This is a genomic window from Roseovarius sp. TE539 (assembly GCF_003298505.1).
Classification (GTDB): domain Bacteria; phylum Pseudomonadota; class Alphaproteobacteria; order Rhodobacterales; family Rhodobacteraceae; genus Roseovarius.
Genome location: NZ_QNGB01000020.1, coordinates 1 through 24,253 on the forward strand (window position 1 = coordinate 1; position 24,253 = coordinate 24,253).

At 63.7% G+C, this 24,253-nt stretch carries 26 protein-coding genes; 14 read left to right on the plus strand and 12 right to left on the minus strand.

Annotated features, from left to right (window positions below; translation table 11 throughout):
* Positions 1-414 precede the first annotated feature (414 nt).
* On the plus strand, positions 415-816 hold the full coding sequence (locus tag DQW77_RS12565; RefSeq protein WP_113258584.1) for a hypothetical protein: 402 nt from the start codon (positions 415-417) through the stop codon (positions 814-816).
* Positions 817-1,409: 593 nt separating this feature from the next.
* On the opposite strand, the gene DQW77_RS12570 is transcribed toward DQW77_RS12565, so the two are convergent.
* The 9 genes from DQW77_RS12570 to mutM form a co-directional block, all read right to left on the minus strand.
* Positions 1,410-2,135 carry a bifunctional 2-polyprenyl-6-hydroxyphenol methylase/3-demethylubiquinol 3-O-methyltransferase UbiG gene (locus DQW77_RS12570; protein WP_113258585.1) on the minus strand — a complete coding sequence of 242 codons (726 nt, stop codon included), beginning with the start codon at positions 2,133-2,135 and terminating at the stop codon, positions 1,410-1,412.
* A 40-nt stretch (positions 2,136-2,175) separates the two neighbouring features.
* On the minus strand, positions 2,176-4,593 hold the full coding sequence (gyrB, locus tag DQW77_RS12575) for a DNA topoisomerase (ATP-hydrolyzing) subunit B (protein ID WP_113258586.1): 2,418 nt from the start codon (positions 4,591-4,593) through the stop codon (positions 2,176-2,178).
* An 89-nt stretch (positions 4,594-4,682) separates the two neighbouring features.
* The gene (locus DQW77_RS12580; protein WP_113258587.1) at positions 4,683-5,303 is read right to left on the minus strand and encodes a LysE family translocator; all 621 of its coding nucleotides are present in this window, start codon (positions 5,301-5,303) and stop codon (positions 4,683-4,685) included.
* The gene (gene recF / locus DQW77_RS12585) at positions 5,300-6,412 is read right to left on the minus strand and encodes a DNA replication/repair protein RecF (RefSeq protein ID WP_113258588.1); all 1,113 of its coding nucleotides are present in this window, start codon (positions 6,410-6,412) and stop codon (positions 5,300-5,302) included. The genes DQW77_RS12580 and recF overlap by 4 nt, the downstream gene beginning before the upstream one ends.
* A 52-nt stretch (positions 6,413-6,464) precedes the next feature.
* Positions 6,465-7,583, minus strand: coding sequence for a DNA polymerase III subunit beta (gene dnaN, locus DQW77_RS12590; protein ID WP_113258589.1), 1,119 nt, complete (start codon positions 7,581-7,583; stop codon positions 6,465-6,467).
* A 136-nt stretch (positions 7,584-7,719) separates the two neighbouring features.
* Positions 7,720-9,081: a chromosomal replication initiator protein DnaA gene (dnaA, locus tag DQW77_RS12595; protein WP_113258590.1), complete on the minus strand. Its 1,362-nt coding sequence runs from the start codon at positions 9,079-9,081 to the stop codon at positions 7,720-7,722.
* Positions 9,082-9,546: 465 nt separating this feature from the next.
* Positions 9,547-9,810 carry a 30S ribosomal protein S20 gene (gene rpsT / locus DQW77_RS12600; RefSeq protein ID WP_113258591.1) on the minus strand — a complete coding sequence of 88 codons (264 nt, stop codon included), beginning with the start codon at positions 9,808-9,810 and terminating at the stop codon, positions 9,547-9,549.
* 279 nt (positions 9,811-10,089) lie between these two features.
* Entirely contained in the window at positions 10,090-10,866 is a 777-nt protein-coding gene (locus DQW77_RS12605) for an enoyl-CoA hydratase (RefSeq protein ID WP_113258592.1), read from the minus strand.
* A 64-nt stretch (positions 10,867-10,930) separates the two neighbouring features.
* A complete protein-coding gene (gene mutM, locus DQW77_RS12610; protein ID WP_113258593.1) occupies positions 10,931-11,782 on the minus strand; it encodes a bifunctional DNA-formamidopyrimidine glycosylase/DNA-(apurinic or apyrimidinic site) lyase in 852 nt (283 codons plus the stop codon).
* A gap of 86 nt (positions 11,783-11,868) precedes the next feature.
* On the opposite strand from mutM, the gene ubiE reads away from it, so the two are divergent.
* Positions 11,869-12,612: a bifunctional demethylmenaquinone methyltransferase/2-methoxy-6-polyprenyl-1,4-benzoquinol methylase UbiE gene (ubiE, locus tag DQW77_RS12615; RefSeq protein ID WP_113258594.1), complete on the plus strand. Its 744-nt coding sequence runs from the start codon at positions 11,869-11,871 to the stop codon at positions 12,610-12,612.
* Between the two features lie 3 nt (positions 12,613-12,615).
* On the plus strand, positions 12,616-14,148 hold the full coding sequence (gene ubiB / locus DQW77_RS12620; RefSeq protein ID WP_113258595.1) for a 2-polyprenylphenol 6-hydroxylase: 1,533 nt from the start codon (positions 12,616-12,618) through the stop codon (positions 14,146-14,148).
* A 127-nt stretch (positions 14,149-14,275) separates the two neighbouring features.
* On the opposite strand, the gene DQW77_RS12625 is transcribed toward ubiB, so the two are convergent.
* Both DQW77_RS12625 and DQW77_RS18045 read right to left on the minus strand, forming a co-directional pair.
* The gene (locus tag DQW77_RS12625; RefSeq protein ID WP_181711262.1) at positions 14,276-14,956 is read right to left on the minus strand and encodes a flagellar hook capping FlgD N-terminal domain-containing protein; all 681 of its coding nucleotides are present in this window, start codon (positions 14,954-14,956) and stop codon (positions 14,276-14,278) included.
* Between the two features lie 13 nt (positions 14,957-14,969).
* A complete protein-coding gene (locus tag DQW77_RS18045; protein WP_181711263.1) occupies positions 14,970-16,001 on the minus strand; it encodes a flagellar hook-length control protein FliK in 1,032 nt (343 codons plus the stop codon).
* A gap of 1,114 nt (positions 16,002-17,115) precedes the next feature.
* Between DQW77_RS18045 and DQW77_RS18050 the strand changes: the two genes are divergently transcribed.
* The 7 genes from DQW77_RS18050 to DQW77_RS12660 all read left to right on the plus strand — a co-directional run bounded on the left by DQW77_RS18050 (position 17,116) and on the right by DQW77_RS12660 (position 21,306).
* On the plus strand, positions 17,116-17,319 hold the full coding sequence (locus DQW77_RS18050; RefSeq protein WP_147094973.1) for a hypothetical protein: 204 nt from the start codon (positions 17,116-17,118) through the stop codon (positions 17,317-17,319).
* A 290-nt stretch (positions 17,320-17,609) separates the two neighbouring features.
* Positions 17,610-17,846: a rod-binding protein gene (locus tag DQW77_RS12635; protein ID WP_113258598.1), complete on the plus strand. Its 237-nt coding sequence runs from the start codon at positions 17,610-17,612 to the stop codon at positions 17,844-17,846.
* On the plus strand, positions 17,836-18,222 hold the full coding sequence (locus DQW77_RS12640) for a flagellar protein FlgN (protein WP_258523853.1): 387 nt from the start codon (positions 17,836-17,838) through the stop codon (positions 18,220-18,222). The genes DQW77_RS12635 and DQW77_RS12640 overlap by 11 nt, the downstream gene beginning before the upstream one ends.
* A gap of 218 nt (positions 18,223-18,440) precedes the next feature.
* Entirely contained in the window at positions 18,441-19,652 is a 1,212-nt protein-coding gene (locus DQW77_RS12645; RefSeq protein ID WP_113258599.1) for a flagellin, read from the plus strand.
* Positions 19,653-19,727: 75 nt separating this feature from the next.
* On the plus strand, positions 19,728-20,102 hold the full coding sequence (gene flaF, locus DQW77_RS12650; RefSeq protein ID WP_113258600.1) for a flagellar biosynthesis regulator FlaF: 375 nt from the start codon (positions 19,728-19,730) through the stop codon (positions 20,100-20,102).
* Positions 20,099-20,503: a flagellar biosynthesis repressor FlbT gene (gene flbT, locus DQW77_RS12655; protein ID WP_113258601.1), complete on the plus strand. Its 405-nt coding sequence runs from the start codon at positions 20,099-20,101 to the stop codon at positions 20,501-20,503. Before flaF ends, flbT begins: the two co-directional genes overlap by 4 nt.
* On the plus strand, positions 20,500-21,306 hold the full coding sequence (locus DQW77_RS12660) for a DUF1217 domain-containing protein (protein ID WP_113258602.1): 807 nt from the start codon (positions 20,500-20,502) through the stop codon (positions 21,304-21,306). The genes flbT and DQW77_RS12660 overlap by 4 nt, the downstream gene beginning before the upstream one ends.
* A 53-nt stretch (positions 21,307-21,359) precedes the next feature.
* Here the strand turns inward: DQW77_RS12660 and DQW77_RS12665 are convergent, their stop codons facing one another.
* Positions 21,360-22,760, minus strand: a complete 1,401-nt coding sequence (locus DQW77_RS12665; RefSeq protein ID WP_181711264.1) for a FliI/YscN family ATPase — start codon at positions 22,758-22,760, stop codon at positions 21,360-21,362.
* An 85-nt stretch (positions 22,761-22,845) separates the two neighbouring features.
* Between DQW77_RS12665 and DQW77_RS12670 the strand changes: the two genes are divergently transcribed.
* The 4 genes from DQW77_RS12670 to DQW77_RS12685 are packed head-to-tail and all read left to right on the plus strand — an operon-like array spanning position 22,846 to position 24,252.
* The gene (locus DQW77_RS12670; protein WP_113258603.1) at positions 22,846-23,244 is read left to right on the plus strand and encodes a FlgB family protein; all 399 of its coding nucleotides are present in this window, start codon (positions 22,846-22,848) and stop codon (positions 23,242-23,244) included.
* Positions 23,245-23,256: 12 nt separating this feature from the next.
* Complete coding sequence (gene flgC / locus DQW77_RS12675; protein WP_113258604.1) at positions 23,257-23,649, plus strand: flagellar basal body rod protein FlgC; 393 nt, start codon at positions 23,257-23,259, stop codon at positions 23,647-23,649.
* A 38-nt stretch (positions 23,650-23,687) separates the two neighbouring features.
* Positions 23,688-23,978, plus strand: a complete 291-nt coding sequence (gene fliE / locus DQW77_RS12680) for a flagellar hook-basal body complex protein FliE (protein WP_113258605.1) — start codon at positions 23,688-23,690, stop codon at positions 23,976-23,978.
* A 4-nt stretch (positions 23,979-23,982) separates the two neighbouring features.
* A complete protein-coding gene (locus tag DQW77_RS12685; RefSeq protein WP_113258606.1) occupies positions 23,983-24,252 on the plus strand; it encodes a flagellar biosynthetic protein FliQ in 270 nt (89 codons plus the stop codon).
* Position 24,253 lies beyond the last annotated feature (1 nt).

The following is a 24,253-nucleotide window of genomic DNA, read 5'->3' on the forward strand; positions in this document are numbered from 1 at the left end:
TCGTCGCTTGGCTGTGAAGCTTGATCAGCATGCCGATCTCCCGTCTCGCACCTCGTTCAAAACAGATCGTGCCATGAAAAGCGCGGATCGACGAGGGGCTATGTGATCATCCGGGACGGAACAGCTAAGGACCGCGTTGGACGAGGCAGCAAGGCGTCAGGGCGTGACACTAACGCAAGAAGCTCGCAAATTTTTCGTGGATCGAGCGATTAGGCATATCTATGACCGTTTTTCAGCAGAGCAAGACAGAGATCGTGATATCTCCAACGCAGTTGGATCAGCAAACGACTTACTCCGCAATCTCTCTCCATTGGTAGAAAACCAAAGAGTTAAAAACTTAGACAGCTCAATAGTTGCGAGTTTTGCGAGGACGTCTGTCAACTGTATTTATCCTTTCTGCAAACCAAGTCCGTGATGAAAAGATTCGATGTTGCCTTAGAGATTTCGAAACAATTGATAACGCTATGCAGCGCGATGCTTGTTGGCGTATCTGCACTAGCAAACTCGATTTTAAACAATGAAGCTGACGGTAGAGTGTTCACTGCTTTGGTTGTTTTGTACATCTTTCTTTGCTGCTCAATAATTGCCGGGCTTTTTCACTTGGGTGCAATCACAAATTTAGTCGAGGTGGCTGAGCGCACAACGGTTGATGCAAGCAAAGGCGAAGAAAAGGACGAGTTCGTTTCTTTGTTTGACAACAAGTGGGCACCCATCTCGCTCATTTGTCAACAAGGCCTTTTCCTATTTGCAATCATATCCCTCATAGCAGCCCTTCTTATTGATCGCTGCATAACCGACTTACCGACGTCAACCTAGTCAAACGGAGTGGGTCTAGCAAGCTGTAGGGTGCGTGCTTGCACGCACCATTCCCCATCACCCTCGCGCGGAACCAAGGCGCAGCTTGCTGCGCCGCCGCGCGATCGCCGGGCCGCCCGACCGGCACGGCGATTTGGCGGCCATCTGCGCGCCGCCCCGATGTTTCTCGGATTTGGCGGCCATAAAGGGCCCATTCCCACTGTTGGATCGCCGCACCGCGGCCCGTCGGCCGCACGGACCCCTCTCACAAGCAAGCTGTAGGGTGCGTGCTTGCACGCACCATTCCCCACCACCCCCGCGCGGCACCAAGGCGCAGCCTGCTGCGCCGCCGCGCGATCGCCTGCCCGGGGCTTCGCCCGTTCGCAGGCGAAACGCTCCGCCGGAGCGTTTCCGGGAAGCCTGCTCACCCGCCCCCCGGGCTGGCGATTGGGTAACGTCAGCGCGCCCGTCAGAGTATTCCGGACACCGCCACCATGAAGCACGACGCCCCCCGGGCCGGTCGCCACCCCGCGGTCCGGCAATCCCGCGGCTCTCTCCGGCAAGCAAACCAAAGGATGTGCGGCGCGAATCACCCGGCGATGCGGATTACCCTGTCAACGCCACGCAAACGCGATGTGACGGGCGCGGTCGACATGCTTTTCCTGTCCTGCCGCCCTGTTTCCGAACCATTTCCGCTTCTCCGCAGCTGGCGTTTTCGCGGCCGGGCTTTCGACGGCGGGGTTCGGGATCACCTCGACATTCGGGAAACCGATCTCACGGAGCATTCCGGCCAATGCCTTGGTGTTGGGCGCGAAGAAATTCGTCGGATCCCCATCGAGGCTGTCGTTTTCGTAATATTGCAGAACAGCCTGTTCGTTCCGGTTCTGGGCGGTGACCGTTTCCACGATCAGAAGATCACCGGCCATATCGGCGGCCTTCCTGAGACCGTCATACGGATTTGTAAGGTGATACAGAACGCCGAGAAAGAGGACGACATCGAATTTTCCCAGCTTCTCCGGATCGAGATCGAACACATCCACATCCAGTGACTCGCACCTGGACGAAAGGCGCTGATGAGCGTGGTCATAGCCCGCCTTTGTTCCCCAGCCGGGTCCGCTCCAGCAGAAATGATCAGTGGAAAGCACGCGTTTCGCCCCGCGCCTTTCCGCCTCGAAGGAAAAGAAACCGTCCCAGGCGCCGATGTCGAGAACCGATTTGCCCTTTACCGAATGGCTGAAAATCGCCTCGGCCTCGGTTTCCAGAACGTCAGCGGGCCGTATCCCCGGCATCACTTCCCCGTTCAAGTCCAGGGAATGGAACCACTTGATTGCATCGGTCATTTCGGCATCCCTTCCCTGTCCTGCAACTGCGACCACCCGGTCAGAAATCGAGATTCTCCACACTCAGCGCGTTTTGCTGAATGAACTCGCGGCGGGGCTCCACCACGTCACCCATGAGCTTGGTGAACAGGTCGTCAGCCTCGGCGACATCGTCGATCTTGACCTGCAGGAGCGTGCGCGCGTCCGGGTCCAGCGTTGTTTCCCACAGCTGGTTCGGGTTCATCTCTCCCAGGCCCTTGTAGCGCTGCAGCGTGAGGCCCTTCTCGCCCTCCTTCAGGATCGCGCTCAGAAGATCCGTCGGACCGTAGATGTCCTGTGTGCGGTCCTTGCGGATCAGTTCGGCAGGGCGGATATAGATTTCCCGCAGGGTTTCGGTGAACTCGCTCAGGCGCCGTGCCTCGCCGGAGCGCAGCACCGGGCCGTCAAGGGTACGCACCTCCTCCACTCCGCGCAGGACGCGCGTCAGCCGCAGGCCGCCATCCTGCGTCGGCCGTCCTTGCCAGCCCTTCTCGTATTCCAATGCGATGAGATCCAGCCGTCCGGCCACGGCATCGGCCACGCCCTGAAGATCCGCATCCGCCCGTCCGGTCACGAAAGCCCCTGCAATCGCTGCCTGTTCGAGGATGTGGCGCGGGTAATGAGTGGGAAAGGACTCCAGCATGCGCCGAACCTGCCGCGCGTCCTCAATCACGCGCACGAGGTCGGGCCCCACGATATCCTCGCCATTGGCAAGCCGCAGCGTCGCGTCTTCGGTTCCCTGGGCGATGAGATAATCCTCGAGTGCCGGTTCGTCCTTGAGATAGACCTCCGACTTGCCGCGCATCACCTTGTAAAGAGGCGGCTGGGCGATATAAAGATACCCGCCCTCGATCAACTCGGGCATCTGTCGATAGAAAAAGGTCAGAAGAAGCGTGCGGATATGCGCCCCGTCCACGTCCGCATCGGTCATGATGACGATCTTGTGGTAACGCAGTTTCGAGATATCGAACTCGTCCCGGCCGATACCGGTTCCGAGCGCCATGACCAGATTGCCGATTTCCTGGCTGCCAAGCATCCTGTCGAACCTGGCGCGTTCAACATTGAGGATCTTCCCGCGGAGGGGCAGAACCGCCTGCGTGCCACGGTCCCGGCCCGATTGTGCGGAGCCGCCGGCGCTGTCCCCCTCGACGAGGAAGAGTTCCGTCAGCGCCGGATCCTTCGATGAGCAGTCCTTGAGTTTTCCTGCCAGGAAATTGACATCCATCGCCGTCTTGCGGCGTGTCAGTTCCCGCGCCTTTCTTGCGGCTTCCCGCGCCAGCGCCGCCTCGATGATCTTGCCGACGATCATCCTGGCCTCGTTCGGGTTCTCTTCGAACCACTCGCCGAGTTTTTCACTGACCAGGCCCTCGACAGCCGGACGCACTTCGGAACTGACCAGTTTGTCCTTGGTCTGGCTGGAGAATTTGGGATCGGGCACCTTCACGGACAGGACACAGGTCAACCCTTCGCGCGCGTCGTCGCCGGTGAAGTTCACCTTTTCCTTCTTGGCGATCCCGCTTTCCTGGGCATATTTCTGGATGGTACGGGTCAGGGCGCCGCGGAAACCGGCCATGTGGGTGCCACCATCACGCTGCGGTATGTTGTTGGTGAACGGCAGAACGGTCTCGTGGTAGCTGTCGTTCCACCACATCGCGACCTCGACGCCGATATCGTCCCGGTCCCCGCTGATGAATATCGGCTCGGGCAGCATCGGTGACTTGTGACGGTCGAGGTATTTCACGAATTCCTTGACCCCGCCGTCATAGTGGAGCTCGGATTCCAGCGGTTCGGCCGGACGTTCGTCGCGAAGGATGATTCTGACGCCGGAATTCAGGAATGCCAGTTCGCGCAGGCGCCGTTCCAGCGTTTCGAAGCTGTAATCGAGGTTGGAAAATGTCTTCGTCGAGGCCAGGAACCTTACCTCGGTGCCCTTTCGTCCCTGCGCATCTCCGACAACCCGCAGATGGTCGACGGTTTCACCGCCTTCAAAGCGTGCGACATGCTCCTTGCCGTTCCGCCAGATACGCAGTTCCAGCCATTCCGACAATGCATTCACGACCGAAACTCCCACGCCGTGCAGACCGCCGGACACCTTGTAGGAGTTCTGATCGAACTTCCCGCCGGCATGCAGTTGTGTCATGATCACTTCCGCGGCCGAAACGCCTTCGTCCTCGTGCATCTCGACGGGTATGCCGCGGCCATTGTCGCTGACCGATACGCTGGAATCGGCGTGAATGGTGACTGTCACCGCATCGGCATGGCCGGCCAGCGCCTCGTCAATGCCGTTATCCACCACCTCGTAGACCATGTGGTGAAGTCCCGACCCGTCGTCGGTGTCACCTATATACATCCCGGGGCGTTTGCGAACAGCCTCCAACCCCTTGAGAACCTTGATGGAACTGGCGCCATATGCATCCGCTGCCTGCGCGGTGTCGGACATGCGAACCTTCCCCTCTTGAATTTGTGATTTTATACGATCTGTTGGGGGCAATGTCACGCGGATACGCTATATTTTGCGCGCTATTGCGCTCATGTGAACGGGATGATCACGCCCACCAGGACAAGAAGTGCGCCGGATATCAGGTTGGTCCTCCTGAGCGCAACTGGCGATGTGATGAACCCCCTGATCCTGTCGATGAACAGCGCCAGGAAAAGGTTGCAGACCAACGGAACCGAGAACGATATGAAGACCACCGCCGCGATGTCCCACGGCGTGATCCGTTCCAGATCGAAGAAGCCGGGCAATACGCCCATGTAGAAAAGGACCGCCTTGGGATTGCCCAGGATCGCCGCCAGCCCGGCCATGAACCCCGCCCACATGCCGGGCCGGGTCAGGCGGCTGTCAGCGCTGATTGCGCGGTCTGCATGGCGGATCAGCAGCACACCCATCCCGAGAAAGAGGAGGGCAGCGAGGATCCGTAGCATTGCCATGAACCCGTCGAAGACCGAGACGATCCAGGCAACGCCAAGGATCGCCAGGAACGGCCACAGGACGTCACCCACAACCACGCCAAGCGCGAGTGGCCAGGCGGCGTGAAACCCGCCCGTCATCGCCCGCGCGACCAATGCCAGCCACACCGGTCCCGGGGTCAGGAACAGGATGAAGATCGAGAGCGCGTAAAGCGCAAGGTCGAAGGGCGCGAGTGTCATGAGCCCGCTCTGAAGACCGGGCGGATGACAGCGCCGGATTCGGTGACTTCCAGGTGACGAGCGCGGTCGCCGAGTTCCGCGAAGAGTTCGGCATCGGTGCCCGTCATCCAGGCCTGCGCCTCAAGCGCACCCAGTTCCTCGTACAATGCCGCCCGACGGATGGCGTCCAGATGTGCGGCGACCTCGTCAAGCAAAAGGATCGGCGCCAAACCGGAGTCCTTGGTCAGGGCACGCGCATTGGCAAGGATGAGCGATATCAGCAGTGCCTTCTGTTCGCCGGTCGAGCATTCCGCGGCGGGCACGCCTTTTGTGGTATAGACCGCATGAAGATCGGCACGGTGAGGTCCGACAAGCGTGCGTCCGGCGGCCAGGTCCCGAAAACGGCTTTCATGAAGGGCCTCGCGAAAGTCCGATACAGTGGCGGGCATCTCGCCGTCCGTCATTGTCAACTCCAGTTCCGCAGCGGGGAAAGCCGTTTCGGCCTCGGACTGCGCCGTGGCAAGTTGCGCGAGCGCACGGTCACGATTGACGTTGATGGCGATGCCCGCCTCCGCCATCTGCCGCTCCAGCGCCACATACCAATGCCCGTCCCGCACCTGATCCTTGAGCAGCCGGTTGCGTTCGCGCATCGCTTTTTCATAGGCGAGTGAGGCATCCGCGTGGGACGGCGTGAAGCTGAGTGTCACGCGGTCGAGGAACCGGCGGCGCCCCTCGGCCCCCTCTGTCCAGAGCCTGTCCATCGCCGGTACCAGCCAGAGTACACGGGCCAATCGGCCGAGCACTGTTTGCGAGGCTGTCTTCCCGTCGATGCGGAGCTGCCGGGATGCCCCTTCCTCCGACCAGATTTCGATTTCGTGTGCCTGGTGGAGGGAATGCAGGAGGCCGGTGATCTTCCAGCCGATTGCCTTCGGCCGCAGCGCCATGTTCTGTGCAGAGGCCCGGCGCAGGCCCCGGCCAGGAGAAAACATCGAGACGGCTTCGAGCAGGTTGGTCTTGCCCGCACCGTTGGGCCCGAAGATGGCCACCGGCCGGCAGTCCAGTTCCAGCCGCGTCGACTCGTGCGAGCGGAAATGAGACAGCGTCAGGGCCGACAGATACAGACCGGGCATGACGGCCCTTCATCTTTCCAAAAATACTCCCGCCGGAGGCGCCCGGCGGATTTCACACCCGCATCGGCATCACGACATACACCGCCGATGTATCATTGCCCTCGCGCATCAACGTCGGATCGCCGGCGGAGTTGAAAAGGAACACGGCATTCTCGCGGTCAACCTGGCTGGCAATTTCCAGCAGATACTTGGCATTGAACCCGATCTCGAGCGGATCGTCGCCATAGGCCACGGCCAATTCTTCTTCGGCGGCGCCGCTGTCGGGCGCATTGACCGAAAGCACCAGGCGGTCCTCGTCCAGTGTCATCTTCACGGCGCGCGATCTTTCGGAACTTACAGTCGCGACCCGATCGACGGCTTGCGCGAATTCCGAGGCATCCACCTCCATCCGTCTCGTGTTGCCTTGCGGGATCACGCGGGTATAGTCCGGAAAAGTGCCGTCGATCACCTTCGAAGTGAGCGTGATATCGGGTGTCGCGAAGCGTATCTTGGTTTCGCTCACCGACACGGCGATCGAAGCGTCGTCATCCTCCAGAAGCTTGCGCAGCTCACCGACCGTCTTGCGCGGGACGATGACGCCCGGCATTTCCTCCGCGCCCGGTGGCAGGTCGGCGTCGATCCGGGCAAGGCGGTGGCCATCGGTGGCCACGCACCGCAATACCTGCCCGCCATCAATATCGGCGACATGCATGTAGACACCGTTGAGGTAATATCTTGTCTCTTCGGTGGATATGGCGAATTTGGATTTGTCGAACAACCGCCGCAAAACGGCGGCACTCGAACTGAAATTGCTCGCGTATTCCGAGGACGCCATCACCGGAAAGTCCTCTTTGGGCAGCGTGGCGAGATTGAAGTTGGAGCGCCCGGCCTGAACGGTGAGACGCCCCGAAGTGCCGTCATCACTCAGCGTCACCAAGGCGCCGTCCGGAAGTTTGCGGACGATCTCGTGAAGGGTAACCGCGGAAACGGTGGTCGACCCCGCCCGTTCGACCTGTGCCGGGGCCTTGTCCACCACCTCGATGTCCAGGTCCGTGGCACGGAAATGCACATGTTCGCTCTCGGCCTCGATCAGGACATTGGCGAGGATCGGAATGGTATTTCGCCGTTCGACAACGGATTGTGCCTGGGATACCGCCTTGAGCAGGGTTCCGCGTTCGATGCTGAGTTTCATACACTTGTTCCCTCTTCGGGCGCCATCCCCGCGCCGGAAGCGCACGTTAGCAACTTCCGTTTTCGGCTCAAGCCTTTTCTTGCATGTCCTGCGACCGCGCTGATGCCGTCATGTCAGCAGTGCGGCCGCACGCAGCCTAACCTTCGAGGGTCCGGCGCAGAAGTTCCAGATCCTCGGCGATTTGCCCGTCGGTCTGGCGCAGTTCCTCGATGCGGCGGACGCCGTGCATGACCGTGGTGTGATCACGTCCGCCGAACCGCCGACCGATTTCGGGCAGCGACCGGGACGTCATCTGCTTGCACAAATACATCGCGACCTGCCTTGGCCGGGCAAAGATACGGACGCGCTTCGGGCCGATCATGTCCGACAGTCGGATGTTGTAATGATCGGAAACCTGGCGCTGGATTTCCTCCACGGTAACGTGGCGTTCGGAGGCACGCAAAACATCGGCAAGGCAGTCCTGGGTCAGTTCCAGGGTGATTTCGTGCCCGACAAGCGACGCGAAGGCGAAAAGGCGGGTCAGCGCCCCTTCCAGCACCCGCACATTGCGGCTGATGCGGTGTGCGAGAAACTCCAGCACACCATCGCTCATCTTCAGGCCGGGATACTGGCCCGCATAATAATCCATCTTCGATTGAAGGATCCCGAGTCTCAGTTCGTAATCGGTGGGGTGCAGATCGACCACGAGACCGCACTGCAGGCGTGACTTTATCCTTTCCTCCAGGTGCTCGATCTCACCCGGGGCGCGATCACCCGAAATGATGATCTGCTTGTTCTGATCGACCAGCGCGTTGAATGTGTGGAAGAATTCTTCCTGGGTGCTTTCCTTGCCGGCAATGAACTGCACGTCGTCAACCATCAGGACATCGACGGATCGGAACATCTCCTTGAAATCCATCATCTTCCGGTCGCGCAGCGCCTGCACAAAGCGGTACATGAACTGTTCGGCCGACAGATACACGACGTTGAGTTCGGGCCGTTGTGTCTGCAATTCCCACGCGATCGCGTGCATCAGGTGAGTTTTTCCCAAACCGACTCCGCCATAAAGAAACAACGGATTGAAGGTAACGGCTCCGCCCTCGGCCACGCGGCGGGCCGCGGCATGGGCAAGTTCGTTGGGTTTCCCGACCACGAAGTTTTCGAAGGTGAACCGCGGGTCGAGTGGCGCCGCGGGCATCTGGCCGTCCCTTTCAGGTGCCGGGGCCTTTTCGTTATCCGCGGACTGTCTGGGCGCCGCCTGAGAACGCCGCGCACCGTCGCCACCGACATTGAAGTGGATCCGCCGGATCTCCGGCGCCATCGTGTTGACGTGATAGAGTATCTGGTCGCCGTATTTCTGCGACACGTAGTTGCCGAAGAAACTGGTCGGGACAAGGAATGTCACGACCCCGTCCGATGCACCGGACAATTCCAGAGGTTCAATCCAGTTTTTGAAATTGCTTGCGCCAACCGTTCTGAGCAATTGCTGCTTCAGCTGGCCCCATTCTTCACCCGTCATGCGCTTCCGTTCCGAAATACGTTGTCGTTCTCATTCTTGGCACGCCGGACGCGTGCCGCGCGAAACGGCTGGGGCGCGCATAACGAGCTCGGTTCCATTGCGAAAAGCAACAGAACACCGTGCCCTGACAAAGCGTCAGACGGATGGCAGCGGTTTGTTTCAGGCCACACCCGTCCCTTGGTGCGCTCCCGCGATGCTCTTCATGCAACGACTTGTGGACCTGTCAGGGCGCAAAAATGACAAGATGGGCCAGTGATACGGCCCGTTGCTCCCTGATACAGCCTGTCCCCCCAAGCGTGAATCGCACCCGTAAGGTAGCAACGTGGTGTGCAGAACGGCAATCGTTCTTAGCGCTTGACTCGGGTCTGGGGTGAAAAGAATCCCGACCGTTACCCAAGCGCATCAAGCATGAAAAAAGGCGCCTCCAAGAGACGCCTCTTACAATCAACGGCTTAGCGGAAAACTTTAGCCAAGGGCCTTAACACGAGCAGCCAGCCTGGAAATCTTGCGGGATGCCGTGTTTTTGTGGAAAACTCCCTTGCCGGCACCGCGCATGAGCTCGGGTTGGGCAGCACGCAGCGCAGTCTGCGCGGCGTCCTTGTCACCGGACGCGATCGCCTCCTCGACCTTGCGGATGTAGGTGCGAATACGAGAGCGGCGGGCCTTGTTCACAGCGAGCCGGCGCTCGTTCTGGCGCGCGCGTTTCTTGGACTGGAGAGTATTTGCCATTTTGAATCAAACCTTTGTTCGGTTTCCGGGTGTCTGGAACGCACGTTGCGGAACCCGGGCCGGCGACCTGTGGGCCGGCATGATTCTGGCCAGGGCGGGCCGCACGCGCATGTATGGCAGCGGCGTATAGAGCAGTTTCATCGGAATGAAAACAGGAAAATCCGTGCTCGCCATTCTGAACAGCTTGAAGGAACTGTTGATTTGGTTTGAACGGAAATCCGGGGGCCGCCGGCGAGTTGTGTCCCTCACGGACCAAACGCGCAGCGGCCCCGGAGATACTCACTTGTCGCGGAACTGCGCCTCGCGCTTTTCCACGAACGCGGCCATGCCTTCGGACTGATCCTCGGTGGCGAAGAGCGAGTGGAACACCCGGCGTTCAAACAGCAGCCCCTCGCGCAGCGTGGTCTCGTAGGAGCGGTTTACCGCCTCCTTCACCGCCATTGCCGTGATCATGGACTTCTCGGCGATCTTCTGGGCCGCCGACATCGTTTCCTCCATCAGCTTCTTGGCCGGGACGACGCGGCTGACGAGGCCCGAACGCTCGGCTTCCTGTGCGTCCATGAAACGACCTGTCAGGTTCATGTCCATCGCCTTGGACTTGCCGACGAAGCGGGTCAGACGCTGTGAGCCGCCGAGGCCGGCCATCACACCGAGGTTGATTTCAGGCTGGCCGAACTTCGCCGTGTCAGAGCAGATGATGAAATCGCACATCATCGCCAGTTCGCACCCGCCGCCGAGGGCGTAGCCGGACACCGCGGCGATGACGGGCTTGCGCACCGCCATGATCGCCTCGCTGTCACTGGCAAAGAGATCCTCCGTGAAGACATCCACGAAGCTCTTGTCGCTCATCATCTTGATGTCCGCGCCGGCAGCGAAGGCTTTGTCCGATCCGGTCAGAACGATGCAGCGCACCTTTTCATTCTGCTGCGCCTCGGACAGCGCCTTGGTCAGTTCGCGCATCAACTGGTCGTTGAGGGCGTTCATCGCGTCGGGCCGGTTGAGTTTTATGAGGGCGACGTGGTCTTCTATTTCGACGATGATCGTCTCATAGGCCATGGGATACGCTTTCGCTTGTTTCCGTCAGGACCGCACCCATAACATCGTCACCGGGTGGTTCAAGCTACCTTTGACAAGCCTTGCAATAGAAGGTGGACCGGCCGGATTGCACGATCCGCGCCACGGTTCCCTTGCAGCCGGGCCGACGGCACGCCAGCCCTTCGCGGCCATAGACATCGAAGCTGTGCTGAAAATATCCCAATTCTCCATCGGCTTGGCGGAAATCGCGCAGGCTTGAACCGCCCGCCGCAATCGCCGTTGTCAGGACGTCGCGGATCACCGGGACAAGCATGCCGGCGCGTCTGGCGGATATCCGCCCGGCCGCGCGGCGCGGAGAAATGCCGGCACGATGAAGCGCCTCGCAGACATAGATATTGCCAAGCCCTGCAACGATTCGCTGATCCAGCAGGGCCGCCTTGACCGGCATCCGCCGTCCATGAAGAGCCGCCGCGAGGTAGGGTTCGGAAAACCCGTTGCCCAACGGTTCGGGCCCCAGTGCGGCCAGCAGCGGATGCGCCTGCGCCGTCGCGGTGGGCATCAGGTCCATGAGGCCGAAGCGGCGCGGATCGTTGAATGTGACACGGGCGCCGTTGTCCATTTCGAATACAACATGATCATGTGCCTGCGGGGCGGGATGATCATGTACGAAGCGTCCCATCCGATCCCCCGAGACGAGGATACGACCGGACATGCCCAGATGAATCAGCAGGGTTTCGCCCGACGACAACTCCGCGAGGATATACTTGGACCGGCGCCGCAAAGTCTGCACCCTCCGGCCGGTCAGGCGTTCGGCCATGTTCTCGGGAAATGGCCGGCGCAGATCCGGCCGATTGACCCGTGCGCGCGTGATCGTCGCGCCTTCCATCACGCAAGTCAGCCCGCGGCGGACTGTCTCGACCTCTGGTAATTCCGGCATGTCCGAGCCTCAATCTTGAACGGCCGCATTGTGTGTGGCCCCGAGCGCCCTATAAGAAGGGCAGCGGGCAACAAACGGCAAGGCCGATGAACGAGAAAACCACGCATTTCGGTTTCGAAACCGTGCCGGAGGATGAAAAGGCCGGCCGGGTTCGGGGTGTGTTCGGATCGGTGGCGTCCAGATACGACGTGATGAACGACGCCATGAGCTTCGGCATTCACCGCATCTGGAAGGATGCGATGATGGATTGGCTGGCGCCGCGGCCCGGGCAGCACCTGCTGGACGTGGCGGGTGGAACCGGCGACATCGCCTTCCGTTTCCTGAAGCGGGCCGGCACCGGGCATGTGACCGTTCTGGACCTTACCGAGGAGATGCTGATCGAGGGCCGCAAGAGGGCCGAAGCGGCGCAGATGGCCGAAAATCTCGCCTGGGTGGCGGGCGATGCGATGGCCCTGCCTTTTGCCGACAACAGCTTCGACGCCTACACGATTTCCTTCGGAATCCGCAACGTGACACGGCCCGCCACGGCGCTGACCGAGGCGTATCGGGTTCTGCGGCCCGGCGGTCGCCTGATGGTCCTCGAGTTCAGCCGCATCCCCAACGACATGATGCAATGGGCCTATGATCTTTATTCCTTTCATATCATCCCGCGCATCGGACAGGCGATCGCGCGCGACCGCGACAGTTATCAATACCTTGTTGAATCGATCCGGCGGTTCCCGGACCAGGACAGCTTTGCCGGGATGATCCGGGAGGTGGGTTTCGGGCAGGTTAAATACCGCAACCTGAGCCTCGGTGTGGCCTGCCTTCACTCGGGCTGGAAAATCTGACCGATGAAGGGTCCGCACAACATCTTCAGGCTGATGCGCACCGGCGCGACGCTGGAACGGACCGGCGCGATGGGCGTGATCATGGATGCGCTGGAGGCACCGGCGCTGGTGCGGGTGACGATGCGGGCGCTGGCCTGGCCGGTGAAGTGGCTGGGCCTCAGGGGTGATCCGGAGATGCCGCCGGCGACACGCGCGCTGACCGCTTTGGGACCGGCGTACATAAAGTTCGGGCAGATTCTTTCGACCCGTCCCGACCTGGTGGGTGACGAGCTGGCCACGCAGCTCAGGGTGCTTCAGGACAAGCTGCCGCCGTTTCCGGTGGGACAGGCCCGCGATAGCATCGCGCATGAGTTGGGGGCGCCTGTCGAGACGCTGTTCGACGAGTTCAGCGCGCCGGTTGCCGCGGCATCGATCGCGCAGGTCCACAAGGCGCGTCTGCGTGCCACCGGCGAGGCGGTGGCGGTGAAGGTGCTGCGCCCCGGGATCGAGCGCGCCTTTCGCAAGGATATCGACGCCTTCTACTTCGCGGCGCGAATGGTCGAACTGCTGTCGCGGGCTTCGCGGCGCCTGCGGCCCACCGACGTGATCGCCCATTTCGAGGGCGTGGTGATGGGCGAGCTGGACCTGCGGCTTGAAGCGGCCTCGGCCTCGGAATTCGCGGCCAACACGGAGGGTGACCCGGGATTCCGCCTGCCGGATGTCAAATGGAACCTTTCAAGCCGCCGGGTCATGACCATGGGGTGGGCCGACGGCCTGCCCCTGGGAGACAATGAGGCCCTGGACGCGGCGGGACATGACCGGACGGCCCTCGGCGAGCGGGTCTTGCAGCTTTTTCTCAGCCATGCGCTTCGCGACGGCTATTTCCATGCCGACATGCATCAGGGAAACCTCAAGGTCGCCGCCGATGGCAGTATAATCGCATATGATTTCGGGATCATGGGCCATATCGACGCCTATACCCGCAAGGTCTATGCCGAGATCCTCTACGGGTTCATCAAGCGCGATTACCAGCGTGTCGCGGAGGTCCATTTCGAAGCGGGCTACGTGCCCGCCGACCGCGACGTGGACGAGTTTGCCCGTGCCCTGCGCGCGGTGGGTGAGCCGATCTTCGGCATGGATGCGAGCCATATCTCCATGGGCAGTCTGCTGAGCTACCTTTTCGAGGTGACCGAGCGGTTCGGCATGGAGACGCGCACCGAGCTGATCCTGCTGCAACGGACGATGGTGGTGGTGGAGGGGGTCGCGCGATCACTGAGCCCCAACCTCAACATCTGGCAGGTCGCGCGGCCGGTGGTCGAGGATTACATCCGCCAGAGTATCGGCCCGCGCGCCGCGCTGCGTGACCTGCGCCGTACCGTCGCGGTGCTTGCCCGGTTCGGCCCCCGTCTGCCCGAGATGGTGGAGGCGGCGCTGATACGGCAGTCCGAACCGCCGGCGTCGCCACCGCGGGACAACCGCGGCGCAGCCGCCGCGTGGGCGATTGCCGGCCTCGCGGCCGGGGCCGGCGCGACATGGGCGGTCATCGCCCTCGTCTGAGGGAAGTATGGCCTGCCGCCGGTGCGATGGCGCCCCTTTTGACGGGAAGCAACCGGGTTAAGGAGGTCCGTCAAGAGGCTGTCACGCCCGGTTCGGGGTACGCCGCTCCTATGGCGTGACAAGGCTCCTATGGCGTGACAAGGCCGTTTTCATCGGGCTCTCGCAAACCGAATACCTTGTCGGTCGCCACGCTCTGCCCGCTTTCCAGCAGCACGACAGCGGCCCCGTCCCGCAGACGAGCCTCGGCAACCCGGGCTTCGACAAGGGCCGGAAAGGTGGCGATCTCCTCACCCTCCCGGAAGGACAGGATCTCGGCCGTGTAGGTGCCCGGCGCGAACGGCGCGCCATCCTCGTCCACCCCGGCCCAGGCAAAACGCCCGCCTTCCGCGGGCACGTCAAACCCCTGTATGGCCGTTCCCGTACTGTCGCGCAGCACCAGCCGCGCGGCATCCGCCTCGGGGTCGGTCCTCAGGTGCAATGGCACCGGGTCTTCGCCCAGATGGATCGGCGCCTCGGCCTGGGCCGTCATGCCGATCCATCCCGAGACTCGCGAAAGTTCCGAGGCGCTCAGTTGTTCGCTGAGCCCGGCAAGCCGCTCATTTGTCTGTACTTGCTGTTCTACGCCCGAGAAGGTCGCGAGCTGAACTGCGAAATCGGAGGATTCCACCGGATTCAGGGGGTCCTGATTCTGCATTTGTGTGGTCAACATCTTGAGGAAGGTCAAGAAATCGGAGCTGAGTGACGCACTGCCCGGTCGCGTGGTGGCATCGGACTGTGCGGTGGACTGTTGGGTGGGGGTGATTTCCATATGTGTCTCCTTTCTAGAGCCGGATATCGACCCGGTCCGTACTGTTTTCGGCCGTGGCGATCCCGGTGCCGGGCGGTGCCGGCCCTTCGATTTCATCCTCGGGGAAGGACGGGCCGGTGTCCTGATCGGACGTATCCGGGCGGTTCCCGTCCCCGCTGCCCTTGCCGAATTCGAACTTTGTGCCCTCGTAGCCGATATCCTGGAACTCCTGCGCAAGCGTGTCGGAATGGCGGCGCATCAGGTCGAGCGTTTCGGCACGGTCGGCAGTGATCGACACGATCATCATGCCGTCACTCGCCGTCATGGAAAGCCGCACGCGCCCGAGTTCTGCAGGGTTGAGGACTACATCGACGGGCCGGTCGGCACCGCGTGCCGCGCCGGTGGCGATCTGGGCGGCAATCTGTCGTGCCGTGGCGATGCCATCGGACGTTGGCAAGGGCGCCGGCCCGGAGGTTGGCAGGGTGTTGCCGCCGCTGCGGGGGGCATCCGCTGGCGACTGTGCGCGCAACTCGGGATCGCCGCGGTCATAGGGTTCGGCGGGGGTGAAGGCCCGGGCCGCCTGTGCCGGAGCTGCCTGTGCCGGCGGCGGTGGCACGGGGACCGCAATGGCCTGCAGCGGGGCTTGCGTGGAGGGCGCGGTCGGACGTGGCGCCTCAGCATCGGGCCCCCGCGACGGTGCTGTGCGGCGTGGCGCATGCACGCCGTCCCGATGAGTGGGGGCGATGCCCGTTCGGTTGCGTGCCCGGGCCTCGGCGAGAGCCTGCAGAGGTGGCGGGTTTGCCGTGCTGGCCGGTGGCAAGGCCGTGAGGGTCTGCCGGTCCGTGCGGGACAGGGGCGTTTCGGCGGGAGTTTCCCGCGGAGCCGGTACGGGCGTTTCGGCCTTGCCGCGTGTCAGTGCTTCGGCAACATCTTTCAGAGGCGGCGGGCTTGCCGTGCGGTCGGGTGGCAAGGCCGCCCGCGGCTGCCGCTCCGGTTGGGACAGCTGCGTCTGGGCAAGTGTGTCCCGCGGTGCAGGCGAGGGCGTTTCGGCCTTTCCACGTTCCACGGTTCCCGGTTCCTTGACGGTGGCGGGAGACAGGATGCTTGAGTTTGTGACGATGGGCGGGCCGGGATCGCGGACCTTTGCGGTCGGGGCCGGATCGGCCGTTGGAGGGGGTGTCCGGATGAAAGTGTTGCCTGATGCGTCTGTGAGATGACCGGGGCGCATTGCGATATCCGGGCGCGCCTTGGACGGTGGCAGCTTTGCGGGCTTCTCAACAGGGCTTGACGGGCCGGATGCCGCGGGCGCGGCGGCGGGCGGCTTTGCCGATTCCGGTCGCTCACGCGGCACGGTGGGCGCATCGGAGATGACGTTCGCGGCGGTTCCGTGGCCGCGTCCCGGCGGCAGTGCCGTAAGTTCCGGGGTGGCGCTAGCGGCCGGCCTGTCGGGCGGTATGGCGGTCCCGGCGCGTGATGACACCTGTGGTATGGATCGTTCTGCGGGTGCCGGACGGGACCGGTCCCCAGACAGGGCAGCATCGGCCCGATCCGGCGCGGTCGGCCCCTTGGCGCCAGAATACGGGGCGGCACCGGACACATCCCCGATGCCCCTGCTGGCCGGTCCGGTCGCGGACAGCCGCGTCGCGGCGGGCCCGGGGGGCGGCAGGGTATAGTGCCGTGGCTGTGGTGCGGGTTGAGGGGGTTCGGAGGGCCGCGCGGTTGTTTCCGTTGTCGCGGCCTGAACCCGGACCGGGCCATTTGCGGGCATGATTTGCCGGGCAGCAACTGCAACTGCGGATGAAGACCGGTCCGTGGCGACGGGGGCCGGGCCATCCGTCTCGGCGCGGTCGGGGCTCGGTGCGACGCCTCTGACCGGCGATGCCGGATCTTGCGGGATGGCCCGTGGATCCTGCTTGCCGGGGAAGGTGCCGATGGCCCCGCCGCCCCCCGGGGATGAGGCGATTGCGGGTGTTGTTGGCGGCCGCGCGTAGCCGCCGGCGGGGCCGTTCGTGTCGCCGGGGCCGGTCGGCGAGGGCACGGCCGTCAGAGCATGATCGCGCAGCGGCGGATAGGGCCCGTCGGCGGCGCCCCTGGACGCGTCCTTTTGCGGCAATGGCAGGCCGTCATTGGCCGGGGCGCCGGGCAGGCGGACGGCCGCTGCCGCGTGCCGGAGCTTTTCCGTGTTCGGGGCGATTGCGGTTTCCGGCGTGGGCTTTGCCTCGGTTCCGGCCTCCGGTTCGGCTTCGGGCGATGCGCCGGAGGGCGCCGCATCCGTGGGCTGGACCGGATCACCGCCGCCCTTTTTCTGTGCTTCCGGCGAGGTTGCAGGCGGGTCTTCGACCGGTCGTCCGGGCGCCGGCTTCGGCGTGGCGAATATCGCGTGAAAGGCCCCTTGGGGCCCATTCCCGGCCCCGGGTTTTCCGGTTGCGGCCGCATCGGGCGGCGGGGCGGTCGGGCCGGCCGGGCCTGGTAGGGATGTGATCATGTGATCTCCGCTGGATTTCTTCCGTGTCCGGAGAGCATCACCGATCCTGGTTACCGGTTCTTTACCGCTATGAGGTCAAATGACGGCTGAGTTCCATCAATTCGAGGCAATCGCGTGACTGAAAATTTACCACCCCAAATCCCGCTGGCCAGTACCCCGCCCCCGACGAGCCCCGCGCGGGCTTCGCGAATGCCGGACGACTCCGCGCGGCAGGCCGCGCAGGCGCTTGAGGCCGGGTTCCTGGCGGAGATGCTCAAGAACACCGGGCTCGGCGATGCCGCGGCCGGGCGTGATGGCGGCATCGGTGCGGAGCAGTTCGCCTCGTTCCAGCGCCAGGCACTGGCCGAAGCGATGGTGCGAAGCGGTGGGATCGGCCTCGCCGAGACCGTCTATGACGCGATCGTGGAGCGTGCCGATGCAACATGATGACAGGGACGGCACCACTGGAGCGGACGGTGCGCAGGCGGTGATCGACCGGCTGGACGGCCTGCTTGACGTGGAGCGCGCAGCGCTTCTGAAGGGGGATATTGACGCGATGGCGGAGATCGTCGAACGCAAGGAACGCCTGATCGACGCGCTTGGCGGCATGACCGCGGCAGCGGAACCCGCCGTCGGTGTGCTGGAACGAAAGGCGGCCCGCAACCGGGATCTGATGGACGGGGCGCTCAAGGGTATACGGCGTGCCGCGGCGCGCATGGCCGCGTTTCGTCGCATCCGACGATCTCTGGAAACCTATGACCGTACCGGACGAAAGACCGAGATCCGCGATGGCGCGGCCCATAGCGTCGAGAAGCGCGCCTGACTGGATTTGTTTCAAATGCGGGTCACATCCCCGGCTCCGCTTAGCACTCCGTTAGCACCCCGACTGCCATGTTCCTTTCCGCACCCGATGGGGGTGGCGCGGCCCGCCGCAAGGCTGAAAGGTGGAGCCGCAACCGTCAGAATGACGTTGGAGGCCGCCCCTCGCGGGGCGGGACAAGGAACCGGCGCAAAAGCGCCACAGGCCCAAGGATTAATGCGATGTCCAGCATTCTGACGAACAACAGCGCGATGGTCGCGCTGCAAACCCTGCAATCGGTCAACACCAATCTGGCCAAGACGCAGGACATGATCTCGACCGGCAAAGAAGTTGCCACGGCGCGCGACAACGCGTCGGTGTTCGCGATCTCGAAAGTCATGGAATCCGACGTGAGCGGGTTCAAGGCGATCTCCGAAAGCCTGTCGCTCGGGGAGTCCACCGTCGGCGTGGCCCGGAACGCGGCCGAGACGACCACCGATCTGCTGACACAGATGAAGCAGAAAATCGTCGCGGCACAGGGCGACAACGTGGATCGCGGCAAGTTGCAATCCGACGTGGCGTCGCTGCGCGATCAGGTCAATTCGGTCATTGGCGCGGCACAGTTCAACGGGCTCAACCTTGTTGACGGATCGGTTGCCAGTACCGATGTGCTTGCGTCACTGGACCGCGATTCGGGCGGGAACGTGACCTCGTCCTCGATCACCGTCGATGCGCAGGACCTTTCGAGCGGGGGATTCGTTTCGGCCGCCGCCTTCGCCGGATCAACCGGTGAGGCCGCCGACACCCAGGACAGCTTCGGTTTTTCCATGGATCCCAATGGCGGCACCAGCGACAGTGGAACAATCGCCGTTGACGGATCGGTTCTCGCGGCGGGCGATAAGCTCACTGTCCAGATCGGAGACGATACCGCCAACTACACCGTAACCGCCGAGGATATCGCCTCGACGACCCCAAGCGACACCATCGCGGTGGGGCTCAAGACCGCGATCGAGGATTCGGGCGCCAACGTGACGGTGGACTTCGATTCCGGCTCTCCCGGTCAGATCGCGGTCACCAATGCGGGCTCCGACGCCCTTTCGGTGAGCGGCCAGTTCACCAACGCCGGATCCGGCGGGCTGGGCACGCTGTCGGCCATCGACGTGTCGACCGCAGGCGGGGCGAATACCGCCCTTGCCAATATCGAGAGTTTGATTCAGACCTCGATCGACGCCGCGGCGTCCTTCGGTACGGATCAGAGCCGGATTTCCACGCAGTCGGATTTCGTTTCGAGGCTGACCGATTCGATGGAGGCTGGAATAGGCTCGCTGGTGGATGCCGACATGGAGGCGGCCTCGGCAAGCCTTCAGGCCCTGCAGGTCCAGCAGCAGCTGGCGACGCAATCCCTGTCGATCGCGAACCAGGCACCCCAGGCTGTCCTGTCGCTCTTCCGGTAACTTTCGTCACGGGGGCGCGGATGACGCGCCCCCCTGGCTTGCCGGACACTTCGAGATTTCCTGAAAGGACATGACGTGAACGCGACCCGCCAGGCACAATCCGCCTATGGGCTGCAGGCGCAGCCGATCCGAACCCACCGCGGTACCGAGTATGACGCCTTTGCGCGAATCACCTGCAGACTCAAGGAGGCGGTGGAGAACGCCGCACCCTATAAAGAGCTTGCTGCCGCCCTGCACGAGAACCGCCGCCTCTGGGCGCTGCTGGCTGCGGATGCGGCTGGCGCCGAAAACGGCCTGCCCGGATCATTGCGCGCAAGAATCGTCGGGCTTGCCGTATTCACGCGACGTCACAGTGCCCAGGTGCTGTCAGAGGGTGCGTCGGCGGCCCCCCTGATCGAGGTCAATACCGCCGTAATGCAGGGTCTGCGCGCCCGGGTCGGTGCGGCATGAGCGGGCTGGTCCTGAAGCTCGGGCCGCGTGAACGGGTGCTCGTGAACGGAGCCGTGATCGAGAATGGAGGGCGGCGGGCGCGGCTGGCAATCCTGACGCCCGAGGCCAATATCCTGCGGCTGCGCGACGCCATCCACCCCGACGAGGCGACAACGCCGGTGCGGCGGGTGTGTTATGCCGCACAGCTGGTGCTCTCAGGCGACTCCCCGCCCGACCAGGCCCGCTTCCAGCTCTTGCGCCGGATCGAGGAATTGAGCCAAGTACTGACGGATCCCGACAGCCGCGCGCATCTGACCCTGGCGACCGAGGCAGCCATCAACGGCCGGTTCTACCAGTGCCTGAAGGCGCTGCGTGCGTTGTTGCCGCGTGAGGATCGGCTTCTGGCCAGTCGGCCGGCATGAACTTCTCTCCGGTGGTTCCGTTGGGCGGGCTTCCCGGCTGGGTGTTCCTGAACGCCACCCTTGGCGCACAGCGGCAGGCTTTTGACGCGGACCCGGCCCTGAGCCGCGACACGGACCACTTCGAACGGGAAATCGGCAAGGTGCAGACCGCCGAGGCGCTGGTTTCGGACCGCCGTCTGTTGCGCGTTGCGCTGGGAGCCTTCGGGCTGCAGGACGATATCGACAGTCGCTTCTTCATTCGCAAGGTGCTGGAAGGTGGAACCGCATCGCCTGATACGCTGGCCAACAGGCTGACAGACGACCGGTACCGGCAGCTTGCGGATGCCTTCGGATTTGGTGCTGCCGGTGGGCCGCGCACCGCCATCCCGGGTTTTGGCACAGCGATCACGGACGCTTATCGCTCTCGCCGGTTCGAGATCGCGGTGGGCGAAAGCGATGCGGCATTGCGGCTGGCCATGAATGCGCGCCGTGAATTGCCGCGGATCGCAGCGGCGCCGGTTGCGGAAGATACCAGATGGCTGCGGATCATGGGCACTCCACCGCTGCGCGAGGTATTCGAAACCGCACTTGGCCTGCCGGACGGGTTCGGGAGGCTGGAGCTGGACCGGCAGGTAGCGGTCTTCCGGGAGCGCTCTTCGGCGCAGCTGGGCCTGGACAGCCTGTCTTCATTGACTGACGAGGCCGTGCTGGACCGCGTGGTGCGCCGGTATGTGCTGCGTGAACAGGCCGACAGTTTCGTGAGCCGCGCGTCGCCGGCCTCGGTTGCCCTGACGCTTCTCCAGGGTGCGCGCGGCGCCGGCTGAACCGATTTCGTCCGCCGACGCATCGCTGTCATCACCGGAGCGCCGGCCACCGATCAGGCAGCCGGCAGGCAGGGGCGCGCCGGTCCGTCGCCGCCCGGTGCCGATTGCGACCGGGCCGGGATGGTGCGCGGGCTGCTGGCGCGGCGCAGGATCAGGGCCAGGCGGTCGAAACTGTCTGACGAGCTGCCATGTTCGTGTTCGCCAAGAAAGGCGTCGAGATCGGGAAAGGCGCGCACCGCCTCGTCAAGTTCCGGGTCGCTGCCTTCGGCATAGAGCCCGGCGCGAATCATCGTCTCGGACCGCGCATGGCTGCCCAGAAGCGCCCTTGCCCGGGCAATCAGCGCATTTTCGTTTTCGTTCGCCGCCCCCGGGAGACTGCGGGAGACCGAGCGCAGCAGATCCACCGCCGGATACCTTCCGCGCTCCGCGATCGTCCGGTCCAGCACGATGTGCCCGTCAAGAACCCCGCGCAGGATGTCGGCCACCGGCTCGTCCATGTCAGACCCCGCGACCAGTACGCTCAGCAGCGCGGTGATGTCTCCGGCGGGTCCGGCGCCGGTGCCCGCCCGCTCGCACAGGGCCATGATCATGTGCGCGGTCGAGGCGGGATAACCGCGCAGCGCCGGAAGCTCTCCGGCGGCGGTAGCGACCTCCCGGTGCGCCTCGGCGAAGCGGGTGACCGAATCGGCGAGGAACAGAACATGCCGCCCCTGGTCGCGGAAATGCTCGGCCACGCTCATCGCCGTCCACGCGCAGCGCCGGCGGGCCAGCGGAGAACGGTCCGAAGTTGCGGCGATCACGACAGAGCGGTCCATGCCCCGCAGGCCCAGCCCCGATTCGACAAAATCGCGCAGTTCCCGTCCACGTTCCCCGATCAGGGCAAAAACAACGATATCGGCCTCCATCTCGCGGCCGAGATGCGCCAGAAGGCTGGATTTCCCGACACCCGACCCGGCGAACAGGCCCAGGCGCTGGCCGCGTGCCACCGGAAGCATGGTGTTGAATGCGGCCATCCCGGTTTCCAGACGCGCGCCCAGGGCACGCCGTTCCGCCGGGGGGGGCGGCGCCGCGCGCGGGGGCCTTGGCACGGGGCCGCGCAGCAGGGGGCGCCCGTCAAGCGGCCGGCAGAACGGATCCATGACCCGGCCGATCCAGCTGTCGGCCGGTGCGATCTCGCTGGCACCGGCAAGTGCGGCGCGATCCCCGATCGCCACGCCGGCCGGTGGTCCGTCGGGCAGCATCACAACGGATCGTGCCGCCAACTGCACCACCTCGCCGCCAAGCGCACCGCCGTCGCACCGCCGAACGCGGATCCGGTCGCCAAGCCGGGCGGCGCCCGAAAGCCCCCCAATTCGCAATGTCGCGCCGCTGACGGCGGTCACGCGGCCGACGCTGCGCACCGGGTCCAGCGCGGAAATCTCTGCCCTCAGGCAGGTCATGTCGGATTTTGGCATCGTGCTCTCCAGTAAGGGTCCGGGAACCATTTCTAAAGGAATCGCGGTTAAGCCTTGATTGAAGCCGATCGAGGGAGAAGCCCCGATGTTCGAAAACCTGGAAGTATTCCGCATGGCCCACGCGATGGCACGCCACGCCGGCACGAGGCAGGCTGCTGTGGCCCGAAATATCGCCAATGCCGACACGCCCGGATACGCCGCACGGGATGTGGCGCCCTTTTCGGAGGTGCTGCGCGGGGCGCAGGGCGGGCATGGCGGTTTTGGGCTGCGCGCCACCCGGCCCGGCCATATCGGTCATGCCGCCGCCGGGTCCCGGCCGGCCGCCGCGCCTCTGCGCGATCTGCCTGCCGATCCCAACGGCAACACCGTTTCACTGGAAACAGAAATGCAGCGAGCGGTCGAGATCGGCCGCCAGCACAACCGTGCGGTGACGATCTACAAGTCGTCGCTGGACATTCTGCGCAATGCCGTCAGGCGCCGTTAGAGGAGGCTGGAGATGAGCGATTTTTCCCAAGCGCTTTCGATCACGTCAAGCGGGCTGCAGGCCCAGGCACAACGCCTGCGCCACTTGTCCGAGAACATCGCGAATGCCGACACCCCCGGTTATCGCCGCAAGACCGTCTCTTTCGAAGCGGCGCTCGGCGGCGCGGGAGAGGCGGGCGCGGTGCGCACCGGGCCGGTACAACTTGACCGTTCTGACCTGGAGCGCGTCTATGATCCCGCTCATCCCCTGTCGGACGAGGATGGTCACTACGAGGGATCCAACGTGGACCTGGTGATCGAGATCGCCGACGCGCGAGAGGCGCAACGCAGCTACGAGGCCAACCTGAAGATGTTCGAGCAGGCCCGGCAGATGTCGTCGCGCCTGCTCGACCTTCTGCGCCGTTAGGACCGCCCCACAAATAAGCACCCGAAAGGAGATCGGATATGGAAATAAGTGCACTTGCCGCCGCGCGCGGATACCTTGACAGCCGGCCGGCCACGGACCCGGGTCCGGGATCGGGCGGACCGGCCGAGGCGATGGCCGGCGTGGCGCGGGATTTCGCCGCGACGCTTCAGGAGGGAGAGGCGACGGCGAAGGCGGCCATGGCCGGGGAGGCCGATCCGCATGCCCTCGTGCAGGCCCTGGCCCAGACCGAACTTGCGGTGGAAACCGCTGTCACCGTCCGGGACAAGGTTGTCGAGGCATACCAGGAAATCCTGCGGATGCCGGTGTGATGCGATGCAGGACGAGGCGGTGCTATTCGACACGTTGCGCCAGGGCCTCTGGGTCTCGGTGATCATCTCGCTGCCGATTCTGTCAGTCGCGCTGATCGCCGGGCTCCTGGTGGGGCTTTTCCAGGCGCTCACCTCGATCCAGGAACTCACGCTCACCTTCGTACCCAAGCTGGCGGCAATTGTCGCGGTGTTCTGGGTGTCGATGGGTTTCATGACCCAGACGCTGGTGGCGTTCTTTCAGGATGAACTTTTACCGCTGATCGCAGGAGGCTGAA